The organism is Kitasatospora sp. NBC_00070 (genome assembly GCF_045041205.1).
Taxonomy (GTDB): domain Bacteria; phylum Actinomycetota; class Actinomycetes; order Streptomycetales; family Streptomycetaceae; genus Kitasatospora.
Map to the genome: position 1 here is coordinate 3,104,371 of NZ_CP108247.1, position 16,207 is coordinate 3,120,577.

At 69.7% G+C, this 16,207-nt stretch carries 13 protein-coding genes; 10 read left to right on the forward strand and 3 right to left on the reverse strand.

Annotated features, from left to right (window positions below; genetic code table 11):
• The first annotated feature begins 5 nt into the window (after window positions 1–5).
• From OHV05_RS14285 to OHV05_RS14320, 8 genes are all read left to right on the forward strand, one after another.
• The gene (locus OHV05_RS14285) at window positions 6–800 is read left to right on the forward strand and encodes a type III pantothenate kinase (RefSeq protein WP_403040966.1); all 795 of its coding nucleotides are present in this window, start codon (window positions 6–8) and stop codon (window positions 798–800) included.
• A 125-nt stretch (window positions 801–925) separates the two neighbouring features.
• Window positions 926–1,612 carry a hypothetical protein gene (locus OHV05_RS14290; RefSeq protein WP_405017978.1) on the forward strand — a complete coding sequence of 229 codons (687 nt, stop codon included), beginning with the start codon at window positions 926–928 and terminating at the stop codon, window positions 1,610–1,612.
• Between the two features lie 190 nt (window positions 1,613–1,802).
• Window positions 1,803–3,518, forward strand: a complete 1,716-nt coding sequence (locus OHV05_RS14295) for a hypothetical protein (RefSeq protein ID WP_405017979.1) — start codon at window positions 1,803–1,805, stop codon at window positions 3,516–3,518.
• 116 nt (window positions 3,519–3,634) lie between these two features.
• On the forward strand, window positions 3,635–5,215 hold the full coding sequence (lysX, locus tag OHV05_RS14300; RefSeq protein WP_405017980.1) for a bifunctional lysylphosphatidylglycerol synthetase/lysine--tRNA ligase LysX: 1,581 nt from the start codon (window positions 3,635–3,637) through the stop codon (window positions 5,213–5,215).
• Window positions 5,216–5,219: 4 nt separating this feature from the next.
• Window positions 5,220–5,369, forward strand: a complete 150-nt coding sequence (locus tag OHV05_RS14305; RefSeq protein ID WP_405017981.1) for a hypothetical protein — start codon at window positions 5,220–5,222, stop codon at window positions 5,367–5,369.
• 102 nt (window positions 5,370–5,471) lie between these two features.
• Window positions 5,472–5,885, forward strand: coding sequence for a BlaI/MecI/CopY family transcriptional regulator (locus OHV05_RS14310; RefSeq protein WP_405017982.1), 414 nt, complete (start codon window positions 5,472–5,474; stop codon window positions 5,883–5,885).
• Window positions 5,886–5,894: 9 nt separating this feature from the next.
• Complete coding sequence (locus OHV05_RS14315) at window positions 5,895–6,422, forward strand: amino-acid N-acetyltransferase (protein ID WP_403040972.1); 528 nt, start codon at window positions 5,895–5,897, stop codon at window positions 6,420–6,422.
• A 114-nt stretch (window positions 6,423–6,536) separates the two neighbouring features.
• Complete coding sequence (locus tag OHV05_RS14320) at window positions 6,537–6,887, forward strand: Lsr2 family protein (RefSeq protein WP_403040973.1); 351 nt, start codon at window positions 6,537–6,539, stop codon at window positions 6,885–6,887.
• A 7-nt stretch (window positions 6,888–6,894) separates the two neighbouring features.
• On the opposite strand, the gene OHV05_RS14325 is transcribed toward OHV05_RS14320, so the two are convergent.
• Window positions 6,895–7,356 (reverse strand): hypothetical protein, encoded by a 462-nt coding sequence (locus tag OHV05_RS14325; RefSeq protein ID WP_405017983.1) that lies wholly within the window; start codon window positions 7,354–7,356, stop codon window positions 6,895–6,897.
• A 451-nt stretch (window positions 7,357–7,807) separates the two neighbouring features.
• On the opposite strand from OHV05_RS14325, the gene OHV05_RS14330 reads away from it, so the two are divergent.
• Window positions 7,808–10,324, forward strand: coding sequence for an ATP-dependent Clp protease ATP-binding subunit (locus OHV05_RS14330; RefSeq protein WP_184918152.1), 2,517 nt, complete (start codon window positions 7,808–7,810; stop codon window positions 10,322–10,324).
• A 297-nt stretch (window positions 10,325–10,621) separates the two neighbouring features.
• Entirely contained in the window at window positions 10,622–13,051 is a 2,430-nt protein-coding gene (locus OHV05_RS14335; RefSeq protein ID WP_405017984.1) for an immune inhibitor A domain-containing protein, read from the forward strand.
• A gap of 83 nt (window positions 13,052–13,134) precedes the next feature.
• Here the strand turns inward: OHV05_RS14335 and OHV05_RS14340 are convergent, their stop codons facing one another.
• Both OHV05_RS14340 and OHV05_RS14345 read right to left on the reverse strand, forming a co-directional pair.
• Window positions 13,135–14,250, reverse strand: coding sequence for a threonine aldolase family protein (locus OHV05_RS14340; protein WP_403040976.1), 1,116 nt, complete (start codon window positions 14,248–14,250; stop codon window positions 13,135–13,137).
• A gap of 41 nt (window positions 14,251–14,291) precedes the next feature.
• A complete protein-coding gene (locus OHV05_RS14345) occupies window positions 14,292–15,842 on the reverse strand; it encodes an aldehyde dehydrogenase family protein (protein WP_405017985.1) in 1,551 nt (516 codons plus the stop codon).
• Window positions 15,843–16,207: the final 365 nt, after the last annotated feature.

Here is a 16,207-nt window from a genome sequence, read left to right on the forward strand (position 1 = left end):
CTCCCGTGCTCCTCACCATCGACGTCGGCAACACCCAGACCACGCTCGGCCTGTTCGACGGCGAGGAGATCGTGGAGCACTGGCGGATCTCCACCGACCCGCGCCGCACCGCCGACGAACTGGCGGTGCTGATGCAGGGCCTGATGGGCTCTCACCCGATCGTCTCGGCCGAGGACCGGATCGAGGGCCTGGCGATCTGCTCCTCGGTGCCCGCCGTGCTCCACGAGCTCCGCGAGGTGACCCGCCGGTACTACGGCGACGTGCCCGCGGTGATCGTGGAGCCGGGGGTGAAGACCGGGGTGCACGTCCTGATGGACAACCCCAAGGAGGTCGGCGCCGACCGGATCGTCAACGCGCTGGCCGCCAACCACCTCTACGGCGGCCCGTGCATCGTGGTCGACTTCGGCACCGCGACCACCTTCGACGCGATCAACGAGCGCGGCGACTACGTCGGCGGCGCGATCGCCCCCGGCATCGAGATCTCGGTCGAGGCGCTCGGCGTCCGGGGCGCCCAGCTGCGCAAGATCGAGCTGGCCCGGCCCCGGAACGTGATCGGCAAGAACACCGTCGAGGGCATGCAGTCCGGCATCCTGTACGGCTTCGCCGGGCAGGTCGACGGGCTGGTCGAGCGGATGGCCAAGGAGCTGGCCAAGGACCCGGACGACGTCCAGGTGATCGCCACCGGCGGCCTGGCCCCGCTGGTCCTCGGCGAGGCGGGCGCCATCGACGTGCACGAGCCGTGGCTCACCCTGATCGGCCTCCGGCTGGTCTACGAGCGCAACAAGCCGGCCACCGCCTGACCCGCCCGGCCGGGCCCCGGGACCGCGCTCGCTGACGAGTCGTCATTTCACCCGCAGATACGCCAATCGGGACAAGTGCGTCGCCAATCGCCATAAATCGGACGTACGCCACGTAGTGTCGTGCCATGCCGACGCCACACGGATCGCGCGGCGGCATGGCCTTCAGCGCCGACGAAGTCCGCGTGCTGCGCCGTGCCCTCGCCCAAGCGCTGTACCCCGTCCACATGCCCTACCCGACGCCTACGGGCGAACTCTGGGCCGAGGACGTCCAGGAGGCCCTGCGCCTCGCCGAGGCCGTGGACGAGGCCGTGCAGGAGGGCGGGCGGCTGCGCTCGTTCCTGCTCGCCGACCTCTCCCGCTACCGGGCCGCGCTGCCCGGCAGCGTCTCCGGCTACCTGGAACGCCTGGAGGAGGCCATCACCGACGGCTACCTCCCGAACGCCGAGGACCTCACCGCCCTCCGCGCCCTGACCCGGCTGCCCTGCGGGAGCGGCGAACGCTCCCGCAGGTCCCGGCTGGCCGGCCGCTGTCACGCCATCGCCGAGGCCGACGTCCGCGAACGCCTTGCCCTCAGCACCGGCCAGCGCCACCTGACGGCCGTACCAAGCCCCGCCGCTCCCCCCAGCGGCGGCCCCCAAGACCCAGCTGGAGGACGGTTCCCGATGACAGACCCCGCCGTGGCCCCGAAGAACCCCGCCGACCCCCGCCCGCAGCCCCGCCGAATGCCCACCCCCGCCGAACTCTTCGGCCGCAGGCCCCAGTCGGACTCCCCGGCCCCCACCCAGGACGACCTCGAACTCGCCACCGGCTGACGGGCCGTCCGGGGGGAGGCCCTCGCGGCCTCCCCCCGGACGTGGGTACCCATAACGATCTGACAAAGCATCCGTCCGGGTTGCCCCGCCCTGCCGGAAGTCGGACGATTCGTCCGCCAAGTAATGCCACTGACCTGGCATTTGAAGAACCTATGGTGCGGGATGAACATCCTGTGACCAAAGGACAGCAGTGGCACTCATACGCCTGGCGCGACCGTTCGGGATCGCCGCCGCCCTCGCCCTCGCCGTGACCGGCGTCGCCCTCCCGGCCTCGGCGGCCTCGGACCTGAGCCTGAGGCTGGAAGCTCCGGCGGCGGTGTCGATCGACCCGACGGCCAAGCCGGATCCGCAATCGGGCGGGAACCTCTCCCTCAACATCGGGCGGGTGGGCAAGGAAGCGGCCAAGGACGTCGTGGTCAGCTACGACACCCGCGACCTGACCGGCGTCGCCGAGCTCACCCTGGCCGGCCAGTGCACCCTCGCCGGCACCGTGCACACCTGCAAGCAGTGGATGCCGCTGGACTACGACCGCATCAACCTCACCGAGAACCCGACGCTGACCGGGGCCAAGGACGCCAAGCTCGGCGCCAAGGGCGTCCTCCACGTCAAGGCGACCAGCTCCAACGCCAAGGAGGCGGTCCAGGACGTCGAGGTCTTCCTCGGCGGCCCGAAGCTGGAGCTGAAGGAGCTCCCGGAGCTGCGGGACGTCAAGGTCGGCAGCACCGTCAGCACCCCGATCGAGATCACCAACAAGGGTTCGCTGCCCGCCAACCGGGTCATCGTCACGATGTACGCCACCGAAGGGCTCACCTTCAAGCAGCGCTTCGGCAACTGCGAGTACGGCGTCGACAGCGGGAACGAGTGGACCGACTCGGCCGGGATGATCTGCACCGTCGACACCGCCGTCGCACCCGGTGAGACCGTGAAGCTGGACCCGGTCCAGTTCGGCGTCACCTCCACCGCCATCTACGCCTTCGCGCACTTCCAGATCCTCGCGAACCTGGAGGCCGGCACGGACTGGCTGCGGAGCAGCTACGACTTCAAGCCCGGCACCGGTCCCCGGCTCACCTTCGTCGGCAGGCCCGAGGCGCCGGTGGCCACCGTGGGCGGCCCGAACGTCGACGAGAACCACGGCGACCGGATCCAGAACAACGCCGAGCTGACGGTCCACGCGGACAACAGCGCGGACTTCGCCGCGCTCGCCCAGTGGACGCCGGCGGCCGGCGGCCGGACCGGCAAGCTCACCGTCGGGATGCTGAACAGCGGACCGGGCAGCGTCTACGACCGCAGTGGCGGCGAGTCCGCGCCGAGCGTCCAGGTCGTCCTGCCCAAGGGCGTCACGGCCACCACGGTGCCCGAGAAGTGCCGCCCGGGCGGCTCCGCCAACGGGGAGCAGGTCAAGGGCCAGGGCTACTACACCTGCGCCACCGGCTTCTGGGTCCCCAACGGCAGCCGGTTCGCCTTCGAGTTCGCCCTGGCGCTCACCCCCGAGGCCGTGAACTCCACCGCCTCGTTCTCCCTGCAGAACACCCAGAGCTCCTACGAGCCGGGCCACCCCGCCGCGGTGATGTCCTGGGACAAGAACCCCGCCAACGACCTCGGCTCGGTCCAGCTGGGTGAGCAGACCGGCGGCAACCTGCCGACCGCCACGCCCACCACGGCCCCGACCAAGGCCCCCACCAAGGCCCCGCCGGCCGTGCAGCCGACCGGCGCCCGGTCCCCGTCCGCCGTCCCGGCCGGGCAGAAGTCCTCCGCCGCGCCGAGCACCTCCACCGGATCGCTCGCGTCCACCGGCGGCGGCTCCAGCGCCGGTCCGATCGCCGGCGCCGGTATCGCCGCGATCGTCCTCGGTGCCGCTCTGGTCGTGGTGGCGCTGCGTCGCCGCCGGGCAGGCGCGCACCGGTAGGCGACCCGCTCCGCCCGGCGGCCCCGGAGAGGTTCCGACGACCTCTCCGGGGCCGCCGTCGTGTCGCGGCGATATCCCGTGGCGGTGGCCCCCGTAACGGTCGATACCCTGGTGGGGTGAGCGATCAGAACAGCATCCCCGCGACCGACGACCTTCCCGAGCAGATGCGCGTCCGGCGCGAGAAGCTGGACCGGCTCCGGGCGGCCGGCGTCGACCCGTACCCGGTCGGCTTCCCGCGCACCACCACCATCGCCGACCTGCGCGCCAAGCACCCCGACCTGGAGCCGGACGTCACGACCGGCGAGCGGGCCGGGGTGACCGGCCGGGTGGTGCTGGCCCGGACGGGCGGCAAGCTCTGCTTCGCCACCCTGCGGGACGGCTCGGGCGACCTCCAGGTGATGTTCTCCCTGGACAAGCTGGGCCCGGAGCGGCTGGCGGCCTGGAAGGCCGACATCGACCTGGGCGACCAGGTGGGCGTCGAGGGCGAGGTGATCACCTCCAAGCGCGGTGAGCTGTCCGTCCTGGTGGACCGCTGGGAGCTGACCGCCAAGTGCCTGCGGCCGCTGCCGGACAAGCACAAGGGCCTGACCGACCCGGAGGCCCGGGTCCGCCAGCGCTACGTGGACCTGATCGTCAACCCGGAGGCCCGGGAGATCCTGTACCTGCGCAGCAAGGTGGTCCGCTCGATCCGCCGCACCTACGAGGAGCGCGGCTACATCGAGGTGGAGACCCCGATGCTGCAGCCGGTGCACGGCGGCGCCAACGCCCGTCCGTTCACCACCCACATCAACGCCTACGACATCGACCTCTACCTGCGGATCGCCCCGGAGCTGTACCTCAAGCGCCTGGTGGTCGGCGGCGCCGAGAAGGTCTTCGAGATCAACCGCAACTTCCGCAACGAGGGCGCGGACTCGACCCACAACCCCGAGTTCACCTCGCTGGAGTCGTACGAGGCGTACGGCGACTACGACACCCAGGCCGAGCTGATCCGGGCCACCATCGTGAACGCGGCCCGGGACGCGCTCGGCACCACCGTGGTGCGCGGCATCGGCCCGGACGGCGCGGAGCACGAGATCGACCTGGCCGAGCCGTGGGCCGAGGTCAGCGTCTACCCCGGCATCTCGGGCCACCTCGGCACCGAGGTGACCCCGGAGACCGGCGTGGCCGAGCTGCGCGAGCTGGCCGACAAGGCCGGCATCCCGTACGAGAAGGAGTGGGGCCACGGCCAGATCGTGCTGGAGATGGTCGAGCGGCTGCTCGAGCACCACGCGATCAAGCCGACCTTCATCAAGGACTACCCGACCGAGGTCTCCCCGCTGACCCGTCAGCACCGCTCGGTCCCGGGCGTGGCCGAGAAGTGGGACCTGGTCATCTTCGGCACCGAGATCGGCACCGCCTACTCCGAGCTGGTCGACCCGGTCGAGCAGCGGGCCCGGCTCACCGCGCAGTCGCTGCTGGCGGCCGGCGGCGACGTCGAGGCGATGCAGGTGGACGAGGACTTCCTGCGCGCGCTGGAGTACGCGATGCCGCCGACCGGTGGCCTCGGCCTCGGGGTGGACCGCCTGATCATGCTGCTGACCGGCAAGAACATCCGCGAGACGGTGCTCTTCCCGATCGTGAAGCCGACCGTCAAGGCCGGCAAGGCCGAGGCGGAGGCCGAAGGTACCGACCTTTCCGACGTTTCCGAAGAGGAGTGACCCGGTGGACTACCTCAGTGCGATCGTGCCCCCGCTGGTGATGGCGATCGGCTTCGGCTTCCTGGTGCGGGCGATCATCCGCTCGCAGGGCGGCGCCCAGCGCGCCAAGGAGGACGCCGCCGCCGATCTGCTGGCGGCCCGGAACGCCGAATAGCAGCGCAGCGCTGACGCGCCGTCACTCCTTGGGGGTGGCGGCGCGCCGGTTTGCGGTGAATCAGCAAATTTTGTCCGGAACACTCCCTATCCTGGCCGGACTATGGTGCGCCAACTCGGAGAACTCGAGAACGACATCATGACCAGGGTCTGGCAGTGGAACCGCCCGGTCACGGTTCGCGAGGTTCTGCAGGATCTGCGGTCGGAACGCGAAATCGCGTACACCACCGTCATGACGGTGCTCGACAAGCTCTTCAGAAAGGGCTGGCTCCGGCGCGAGCAGGTCGGGCGCGCGTATGTATATGAGCCGGTCTCGTCCCGCGAGGCATACACCGCGGCGCTCATGAACGACGCCTGGGCCACCAGTGACAATCCGGCCGCGGCACTGGTGCACTTCTTCGGGCTGATGTCGCCCGAGCAACGCGAGGCACTCCGGGACGCTCTCCGGGTCACCGCACCGGCGCCCGCCGAAAGTGAAGTCCATACCGGGGAGACCGGAAGCACGTCGGCACGATAGCGTCCCGCCATGGAGGTCACCATCCGCCGGGCGCGGACCAGCGACGTACGGGCAGTGCGCCGGCTCATCGACGGCTACTCGCGGGACGGGATTCTGCTCGACAAGCCCACCGTGACGCTGTTCGAATCCGTACAGGAGTTCTGGGTCGCCGAACGCGACGACACCGGCCTGGTGGTCGCCTGTGGCGCACTGCACGTGATGTGGGAGGACCTGGCCGAGGTCCGCACGCTGGCGGTCGACCCGTCCTGCAAGGGCCTGGGCGTCGGCCACCTGCTGCTGGAGAAGCTGGTGCACACCGCCCGCTGGCTGGGTGTCCGTCGGATTTTCTGCTTGACGTTCGAGGTCTCGTTCTTCGCGAAACACGGTTTCGTCGAGATCGGTGAAACCGATGATGATACGTCAGACCCGGCGGCGATCGCTACGGATGTCTATGAGGAGCTTCTACGTTCGTACGACGAAGGTGTCGCGGAGTTCCTCGACCTGGAGCGGGTGAAGCCCAACACGCTGGGCAACTCAAGGATGCTGCTCCGGCTCTGAACACCGGCGGAACTGCTCGGCCGACACCTTCGGCGCAGCCAGGGGTTTGTGTTTTCACGGAAAAGACGCTTTCCTTTCTCTAGGCATTGGGTCGTTTAGCGGAAAGGGAAGCCCGTGGCACAGAGGGTGCAGGTCATTCTTGAAGACGATCTCGACGGCGGCTCGGCGGACGAGACCGTGACGTTCGCGCTGGACGGCGTGGCCTACGAGATCGACCTGAAGAGTACGAACGCGGACAAGCTGCGCGGGCTGCTGGCCCCGTACGTCGACAAGGGCCGGAAGCAGAGCGGCCGGCTGGCCGGGGCCCGTCGGGGCACCGCCCGGGGCGCGGGCCGTCCGGCCGCGGGTACGCCGGACACCGCGAAGATCCGCGCGTGGGCCAAGGAGAACGGCCACGAGGTCAACGACCGCGGCCGGGTCCCGAGCCACGTGCGCGAGGCGTACGAGGCGGCCAACCCGTCCTGACCCCGGGTCAGCGGGCCGGTGCCAGCCCCATCAGGTCACGGGCGCAGGCATCGGCCAGGCAGTCGAGCAGTCGCAGCAGATCGGGCGAGCACAGGTCCAGTCCGGTAGCGCGCGCCGCCGGGCGCAGCCAGACCGCCGGCCGGTCTTCGGGGCGTGGAGGAGCCTCCTCCGCGCCCCGCGGCCGTGGCACCCGGCCCGCCCCGGCCGGACTGACGGTCAGGCCGAGCACCGGACCGGCGCCCCAGCCCAGCCAGTCCAGCAGTTCCGGCACCGCCTCCGCGGTGTCCGGCGCGAGCAGGAAGGCGACCCGGTCACCCCGGGCCACCACCGGCCCCGAGGGCCGCCCGAGGCGGTCCAGCCGGGCGAGCGAGGCCAGCCCGACCGGGCGGCGCACCTCGACCCGGTCGGAGTCCAGCAGCGTGCCGAGCGGGACGGGGCAGAACCCGGGCAGGACCGACGGAACCGTCATGGGCTGTGCAACGCTGGAGGGGCGGAGCGGTCACGCGGCCACCACCCGAACGGCCGCGGGCCCGATCTGATCCACCGTCAGCCACGGTGGACTTCTCGCCAGGCGAACACCGCCACCGGGGAAACTGCGCGAAACTCGCCGGAATACCGGGTATGAATGCAGGTGGGTGGGGCCGAAGGCCCCGGCCGAGCAGATCGCGAGACCAGCTGTCCGAGTCCGCGGTGGACGTTGTTCGCCGTTGGCGTAGCGGTATCGGGTGCATCAGGCCCTGCTGTGGGAACACCGTCTCCCAGCATCAGGTTGGGAATGGTGTCGGCTGGTCGCGCAGCATGAAAGGCTCCACGCAGGTGGAGTTGATCCGTGAGCCGCGCCGCTGAGCGGGACTAGCATGCGGAAGGACAGGGCGGGGACAGTCCCCGAACTGCCCGACCGCTCTGAGGAGCGATAAACGATGTTCGAGAGGTTCACCGACCGCGCGCGGCGGGTTGTCGTCCTGGCTCAGGAAGAAGCCCGGATGCTCAACCACAACTACATCGGCACCGAGCACATCCTCCTGGGCCTGATCCACGAGGGCGAGGGTGTCGCCGCCAAGGCCCTGGAGAGCCTCGGGATCTCTCTTGAGGCCGTCCGCCAGCAGGTCGAAGAGATCATCGGTCAGGGCCAGCAGGCCCCGTCCGGCCACATCCCCTTCACACCTCGGGCGAAGAAGGTCCTGGAGCTCTCGCTCCGCGAGGCCCTTCAGCTCGGTCACAACTACATCGGCACCGAGCACATCCTGCTCGGCCTCATCCGCGAGGGCGAGGGCGTCGCCGCCCAGGTCCTGGTGAAGCTGGGTGCCGATCTCAACCGGGTGCGTCAGCAGGTCATCCAGCTGCTCTCCGGTTACCAGGGCACCGGCAAGGAGTCGGCCACGGCCGGCGGCCCCGCCGAGGGCACCCCCTCCACCTCGCTGGTCCTGGACCAGTTCGGGCGCAACCTCACCCAGGCCGCCCGCGAGGCCAAGCTCGACCCGGTGATCGGGCGCGAGAAGGAGATCGAGCGGGTCATGCAGGTGCTGTCCCGCCGCACCAAGAACAACCCGGTGCTGATCGGCGAGCCCGGCGTCGGCAAGACCGCCGTGGTCGAGGGCCTGGCCCAGGCGATCGTCAAGGGCGAGGTCCCGGAGACGCTGAAGGACAAGCAGCTCTACACGCTCGACCTCGGCGCCCTGGTCGCGGGCTCCCGCTACCGCGGTGACTTCGAGGAGCGCCTGAAGAAGGTGCTCAAGGAGATCCGCACCCGCGGCGACATCATCCTGTTCATCGACGAGCTGCACACCCTGGTCGGCGCGGGCGCCGCCGAGGGTGCGATCGACGCGGCCTCGATCCTCAAGCCGATGCTGGCCCGCGGTGAGCTCCAGACCATCGGTGCCACCACGCTGGACGAGTACCGCAAGCACCTGGAGAAGGACGCCGCGCTGGAGCGCCGCTTCCAGCCGATCCAGGTCGCGGAGCCTTCGCTGCCGCACACCATCGAGATCCTCAAGGGTCTGCGGGACCGCTACGAGGCGCACCACCGGGTGTCCATCACCGATGCCGCGCTGGTGGCCGCCGCCACCCTGGCCGACCGCTACATCTCGGACCGCTTCCTGCCGGACAAGGCGATCGACCTGATCGACGAGGCCGGTTCCCGGATGCGCATCCGCCGGATGACCGCGCCGCCGGACCTGCGCGAGTTCGACGAGAAGATCGCCGATGTGCGCCGGGAGAAGGAGAGCGCGATCGACGCGCAGGACTTCGAGAAGGCCGCCTCGCTGCGCGACGACGAGAAGCAGCTCCTCACCGCGAAGGCGAAGCGGGAGAAGGAGTGGAAGGCCGGCGACATGGACGTCGTCGCGGAGGTGGACGAGGAGCTGATCGCGGAGGTCCTGGCCACCGCCACCGGCATCCCGGTCTTCAAGCTCACCGAGGAGGAGTCCTCCCGCCTGCTGCGCATGGAGGACGAGCTGCACAAGCGCGTCATCGGCCAGACGGACGCCATCAAGGCGCTCTCGAAGGCGATCCGGCGTACGCGTGCGGGCCTCAAGGACCCGAAGCGCCCCGGTGGCTCGTTCATCTTCGCCGGCCCGTCCGGTGTCGGTAAGACCGAGCTCTCCAAGACGCTGGCGCAGTTCCTGTTCGGCGACGAGGACGCGCTGATCTCCCTCGACATGTCGGAGTTCAGCGAGAAGCACACCGTCTCGCGGCTGTTCGGTTCGCCCCCCGGCTACGTCGGGTACGAAGAGGGTGGCCAGCTCACCGAGAAGGTGCGCCGCAAGCCGTTCTCGGTGGTGCTGTTCGACGAGGTCGAGAAGGCCCACCCGGACATCTTCAACTCGCTGCTGCAGATCCTGGAGGACGGTCGCCTGACCGATTCCCAGGGCCGGGTGGTCGACTTCAAGAACACCGTCATCATCATGACCACCAACCTCGGCACCCGGGACATCTCCAAGGGCTTCAACCTCGGCTTCGCGGCCACGGGTGACGCCACCACCGGGTACGAGCGGATGAAGGCGAAGGTCAGCGAGGAGCTCAAGCAGCACTTCCGCCCCGAGTTCCTGAACCGTGTCGACGACATCGTGGTCTTCCACCAGCTGTCCGAGGAAGACATCATCCAGATCGTCGACCTGATGATCGACAAGGTGGACGGCCGACTCAAGGACCGCGACATGGGTCTCGAGCTCAGCATCGACGCCAAGAAGCTGCTGGCCAAGCGTGGTTACGACCCGCTGCTGGGTGCGCGTCCGCTGCGACGCACCATCCAGCGCGAGATCGAGGACCACCTGTCGGAGAAGATCCTCTTCGGCGAGCTGCGGGCCGGCCACATCGTGGTCGTCGGGGTCGAGGGTGAGGGCAAGGAAGCCAAGTTCACCTTCCGCGGCGAGGAGAAGTCGCCGGTGGCGGACTCTCCCGCGGCGGTGGCTTCGGCCGGCCCGGATCTCACCAAGTAACCGCGGCGGGTAATCCGCACCGGCTCCGAAAGGGCCCCTGCACCGGCCATAGCGCCAGGGCAGGGGCCCTTTTGCCATGCCCGCCCCGTTCATCTCCAGGTCACAATTCCTGTGATGAACCGCACGGTGGTCCCCGCCGTTCGACGGATGGCCAGGCTGGTTCGGATGCGATGGATGCCCTCAGCGAGCCGTTCCACTCCGCTATTTGACGGATGGTCAGCTGATAGGAGCGGCGGAGCATAGCGCCGTGCCCATGTCATGGTCAAGGTCTTTCTTTTTCGCTCACCCTTGGATCAAATGTCGTCCACCTGTCTTTCATTGGTTCACCGGTGGGGCCAAGAGCTCGACCGGTATGGGGAGGACGTCACCACGTTGAAGATATCCAAGAAGGCCGCTGCGGCCGCCGCTGCCGTGGCGGTCACCGCCGCGCTCGGCGCGGGCCTGCTGCCGGCCACGGCCACCGCCGCGCCGGTCACGGTCACGAACGACCCGGCCGACGCCGTGCTGAACTCGCACGACGACCACAACCTGCCCGGCCCGCTCAGCGGCAAGGTGGAGGCCGAGCAGAAGGCCGCCGTCGAGCAGCTGCTGAACGGCACCGCCAAGGTCGAGACGCACGGCGGCAGCACCAGCATCAAGCTGGGCCGCGACAAGTACGTCGAGCTTGCCCGTGAGCGCACGGACAAGATCTTCACCATTCTGGTGGAGTTCAGCGACCAGGTGGACAACACCACCAAGCTGCCCGACGGCACCGTGAAGTACGGTGGCCAGCCCGGCCCGCTGCGCAACCAGATCGCGCAGCCGGACCGCACGAAGGACAACTCCACGGACTGGCGGGCGGATTACAACCGTCAGCACTACCAGGACATGTACTTCAGCACCACCAAGGACTCGCTCAAGACCTACTACGAGCGTCAGTCCTCAGGCCGTTACACGGTCGACGGTCAGGTCACCGACTGGGTCAAGGTGCCGTGGAACGAGGCCCGTTACGGCTCGGACTACTGCAAGCAGCACGTCTGCAACAACGCCCAGGACCTGATCCGCGACGGCGTCAACGCCTGGGTCGCCGACCAGAAGGCCAAGGGCCAGACGGACGCGCAGATCAAGGCGCAGCTCGCCCCGTACGACCAGTGGGACCGGTACGACTTCGACCACGACGGCAACTTCAACGAGCCCGACGGTTACATCGACCACTTCCAGATCGTGCACGCCGGTGAGGACCAGTCCGCCGGTGGCGGCGTCCAGGGCACCGACGCGCTCTGGGCCCACCGCTCGTACGTCTACGGCACCGCGCAGGGCCAGACCGGCCCGGCCAACAACAAGCTCGGCGGGACCCCGGCCGGCGACACCGGCATCTGGGTCGGCGACTACACCATGCAGGCCGAGAACGGTGGCCTGGGTGTGTTCGCGCACGAGTTCGGCCACGACCTCGGCCTGCCGGACCTGTACGACACCTCGGGCAGCGGCATCGACAACTCGGTCGGCTTCTGGTCGCTGATGTCCTCGGGTTCCTGGCTCGGTACCGGCAAGAACGCCATCGGTGACAAGCCGGCCGACCTGGACGCCTGGAGCAAGCTGCAGCTCGGCTGGCTCAAGTACGAGAAGGGCGCCGCGGGCAAGTACTCCGCGCACCTGCTCGGCCCGGCGGAGTACAACACCAAGCGCCCGCAGGCGCTGGTGGTCGACCTTCCCAAGAAGAAGGTCACCACCAACATCAACACCCCGTTCGAGGGTGTCGGTGAGTGGTGGAGCGGCAGCGCGGACGACCTGAACGTCTCGCTGGCCCGTGACGTCGACCTGACCGGGAAGACCTCGGCCAGCCTGTCGGCCAAGGCCTGGTACGACATCGAGCAGGACTACGACTACGCCTACGCCGAGGTCTCGACCGACGGTGGGACCAAGTGGGCCCCCGTCAACGGCACCTTCAACGGCACGGCCATCCCGGCCGACCCGGCCGGCAACGCCGGTCTGACCGGTGACTCGGGCGGCAAGTGGGGCGACCTGTCCTACTCGCTGGACGCCTACGTGGGCAAGGCCGTCAAGGTCCGGTTCCACTACACCACCGACGGTGGCGTGCACCTCAAGGGCCTCGCGCTCGACAACATCGTGGTGAGCGCCAACGGTGCCCCGATCTTCACCGACACGGTGGAGAACGGCGACAACGGCTGGACCGCGGGTGGCTTCTCGCGGATCAACGGCAGCTTCTCGAAGGACTACGAGCAGCACTACCTGGTCGAGAACCGTCAGTACATCTCGTACGACGAGACCCTCAAGACCGGCCCGTACACCTTCGGTTCGGCCGCCAAGCCCGACTGGGTGGAGCACTACGCCAACCAGAACGGCCTCCTGATCTGGCTGTGGGACCAGTCGCAGAGCGACAACAACGTCACCAACCACCCGGGCCAGGGCCTGATCCTGCCGGTCGACGCGCACCCCGAGAACCTCAAGTGGGCCGACGGTTCGCTGCTTCGTCCGCGCATGCAGGGCTACGACTCGACCTTCGGGTTCGAGCGCACCGACGGCCTGAAGCTCCACAAGGCCGACGTCCTGACCACCATCCCGTCCTCGCGGGGCGTCAGCACGTTCAACGACGCGAAGAACAAGTACTGGAACGCTGAGAACCAGTACAGCAGCGTCCAGGTGCCCAACACCAACACCGCGATCTCGGTCCTCTACGAGAGCTGGAACAAGCTCGAGACCCTGGTCCTGGTCAGCCCCGGCAAGTGAGCCGTCGACTGACTTGGTGAGTACGTGACTTCGGCCCCGCCGGGAGTGATCCCGGCGGGGCCGAAGTGCGTCCGTGCGACGGGTCAGCGGAGCAGTTCCAGGAAGGCCGCCATCGCCTCCTCGAGCTCCTCCGGGGTCCACTCCATCGCCGCGGCCGCGACCGTCACCTCGGTCATCGAGTGGCCCGGCACCGGCCCGGGCTCGTCCCACCAGCCGAACAGGCCGACGCCCTGCTCCTCGGCCAGCCGGAGCGTCGCCTCGGTCAACTGCTCGGCCCCGTACGGCAACCAGAGCTGGAACTGGTGGGTGTGCGGCACCTCCGGGTTCACCCGGGCGCCGGGCACCTTGCGCAGGGTGTCGGCCAGCACCTTGGCGTGCGCGACGTACGACTCCAGCTCGGGCAGCACCCGCTCCAGGCCGGCCAGCGCGCTGAGCGCCACCGGCCACTGCTGGTAGAGCGAGCCGCCGTACCGGTGCCGCCAGACCTTGGCCTCCCGGACAAACTCGGCCGAACCGGCCAGCGCGGCGCCGCTGATGCCCTCCAGGGTCTTGTAGAAGGAGACGTAGATCGAGTCGCCCAGGGCGGCGATCTCCGGCAGCGAGTGGCCCAGGTGGTAGACCGACTCCCAGATCCGGGCCCCGTCCAGATGGACGTGCACGCCCTCCACCGCGCCGACCGCCGCGACCAGTTCGTCCCAGCTGGGCAGCACGAACCCGGCGTCGCGGAGCGGGAGTTCGAGCATCAGGGTGCCGAACTTCTCCTCGCAGTCCCGGAGTTCGTCCGGGGTGGGCACCCGGGGCTGCTCGGTCGGCCAGACCGAGGAGAGGCCGCCGAGGCGCTGGTAGGCCCGGCGCTCCCACTGCTCGGGGTGCGACAGCGGGTGCATCGCCACCGTGCGGCTGCCGCTGCGGTCGGCCCAGTGTCTGAGCGCGACCTGCTGGGCCATCGTGCCGGTCGGGAAGAAGGCGGCGTCCGGCTTGCCGAGCAGATCGGCGACCTGCTCCTCCAGCGCCCGGATCACGCCGTCCCCGTAGAGGTCCTGCGCCCGGTCCAGGTCGTACCCGGCGATCTCCGCGTCGGCGGTCAGGGTGGCCAGCCGGTCCCGGACCGACTGCGGCCGGCTGCCCGAGAGCAGCCGGCCGCAGCGGTGGAAGGCGTTGAAGCGTCGCTCGCGGGTGGTGAGCTCAGATTCGGTCATGCGAACGATCCTGCCTCACCGCGGGCGCGCCCTCCAGCGGGTTAGCGCGGCGGGTAGAGCGAGTACGAGGGGAAGTTGCCGTACAGCTTCTCGTCCGCCCCGTCCTTCCCGTACGTCACGGCCTGGACCAGCAGGTCCCCGCCGACGAAGGCACCCTTCCAGGACGCGCCGAGCCCGCCGAACACCTCGTCCCGGTCGCCCCGGCTGCGCGGCTTGTTGATGCCGACCTTGAAGGCCAGCAGGTCGGGCCCGACCCGGTCGGCGAAGGCCGGGTCGTCGGTGGCCAGCGAGGCGACCAGCGAGCCGTTGCCCGCGTTCATCGCGGCCAGCAGTTCGGCCTCGGTGTCGACCAGCGCGATCGAGTCCAGCGGGCCGAACGGCTCCGAGTGCTGCAGCGCCCAGCTGGCGGGCGGGTCCAGCACCGCCGCCGGGGCCAGGTAGGCGTCCAGCGACTGGCCGGGCAGGAACAGGCCGTCCGCCAGGCTGCCGCGGCGCAGCGGGACCGCCCTGGCCGCCACCGCGGCGTCGAAGTGGGCCCGCAGCTCGGCCGCCTTGGCGGCGTGGATGACCGGGCCGAAGTCGAGGTCGGGGAGCGGGTCGCCCGGAGCGGCGACGGCCAGCGGGTGGCCGAACCGCAGCTCGTCCAGCACGCCCAGGTAGGTGTCCAGGAAGGCCGGGAACAGCGAGCGCTGGACCACGTAGCGCGGGTAGGCGGTGCAGCGCTGCTTGGCGTACTCGAAGCCCTTCTTCAGGTGCGCGCCGAGGGCCGGCCAGTCGCTGTAGTCCCAGACGCCCCAGGTGTTCAGGCCCTCCTGCTCCAGGAAGTGCCGCCGGTTCAGGTCGGCCAGCGTGGTGGCGGCCTTGCGGCCGTTGGCCCGGCCGCCGACGAAGGCCAGCGCGCCCAGACCGGCCGAGCGGATCAGCGCGTCGCCGATCTGCCCGCCCTGGCCGGAGAGCAGGGTGACCGGCAGCCCGGCCCGGTGCATCACCGTGTGCGCGAGGGTGAGGCAGTGGAAACCACCCTGGGAGGGGGTTTTGGCCACCACCGCGTTGCCCGCCAGCAGCTGCACCAGCTCGGCGTGCACCTGCACGCTCATCGGGTAGTTCCAGCTGGCGATGTTCGAGACCGGCCCCGGCAGCGGGGTGCGGCCGGCCAGCTGGCGGTCGATCTCCTCCAGGTACCAGCGCACCCCGTCCAGCGCCCGGTCCACGTCCGCACAGGCCAGTCGCCAGGGCTTGCCGATCTCCCAGACCAGCAGCAGGGCCAGCAGGTCGCGCTGCTCGGCCAGGCCCTCGACGGCGGCGGCCACCCGGGCCTTCCGCTCGTCCAGCGGCACCCGGGACCAGACCGCGTGCTGCTCGATCGCGAAGGCGACGGCGGCCTCGGCCTCCTCGACACCGATCCGGGGCGGACCCGGGATCGCGGTGCCGTCCAGCGGCGTGGTGTGCTCGCCCGGCGTCCCGACGGCGCGCCACTCGCCCCGGACCAGGTTGAGCAGCCGGTCGGGGGTGAACGCCTCGGGCGCGGCCCGGACGCAGCGGGCGTAGGTCTCGGTCCAGGACGTGCCGGGCTTGAGTTGTGGTGCCGCCATCGGAGTTCCTCCGGTCGGGGGGACGGGTGCCTCGGAGCTGGGCGTACGGCCGATCCTGATCAGCCTGGCACGGAGGCGCACGAACTGGACAGCGGAACCGTCGCGGTTAGGGGTGTCCGCGAAACTGTGGCCTGGCTCACGATTGCCGCTCGGCGGGGGCGGGTAGACCAGGCCCTCCGGTGGGGCTCGTCACACCGCCGGCGGCTGGTACGAGGCCGGGTAGTAGCTGCCGGCTCGTGCAGCGAAATGCCCGGTTCGCCCGGTTGGACGGGTCGATCGGAAGATCGTTTCCGGGGTCGACCGGCCGGGCCGGGCGCGGGTCGACTACGCGTCGTCGTACGTCACACCATTTTGGGGCACCCGGG

Excerpts from the sequence above, each read along its gene's own strand:
- OHV05_RS14290 (WP_405017978.1), top strand. The coding sequence starts at position 926 with ATGCCGACGCCACACGGATCGCGCGGCGGCATGGCCTTCAGCGCCGAC.
- OHV05_RS14310 (WP_405017982.1), top strand. The coding sequence starts at position 5,472 with ATGGTGCGCCAACTCGGAGAACTCGAGAACGACATCATGACCAGGGTC.
- OHV05_RS14315 (WP_403040972.1), top strand. The coding sequence starts at position 5,895 with ATGGAGGTCACCATCCGCCGGGCGCGGACCAGCGACGTACGGGCAGTG.
- OHV05_RS14325 (WP_405017983.1), bottom strand. The coding sequence starts at position 7,356 with ATGACGGTTCCGTCGGTCCTGCCCGGGTTCTGCCCCGTCCCGCTCGGC.
- OHV05_RS14330 (WP_184918152.1), top strand. The coding sequence starts at position 7,808 with ATGTTCGAGAGGTTCACCGACCGCGCGCGGCGGGTTGTCGTCCTGGCT.
- OHV05_RS14335 (WP_405017984.1), top strand. The coding sequence starts at position 10,622 with ATGTCGTCCACCTGTCTTTCATTGGTTCACCGGTGGGGCCAAGAGCTC.
- OHV05_RS14340 (WP_403040976.1), bottom strand. The coding sequence starts at position 14,250 with ATGACCGAATCTGAGCTCACCACCCGCGAGCGACGCTTCAACGCCTTC.
- OHV05_RS14345 (WP_405017985.1), bottom strand. The coding sequence starts at position 15,842 with ATGGCGGCACCACAACTCAAGCCCGGCACGTCCTGGACCGAGACCTAC.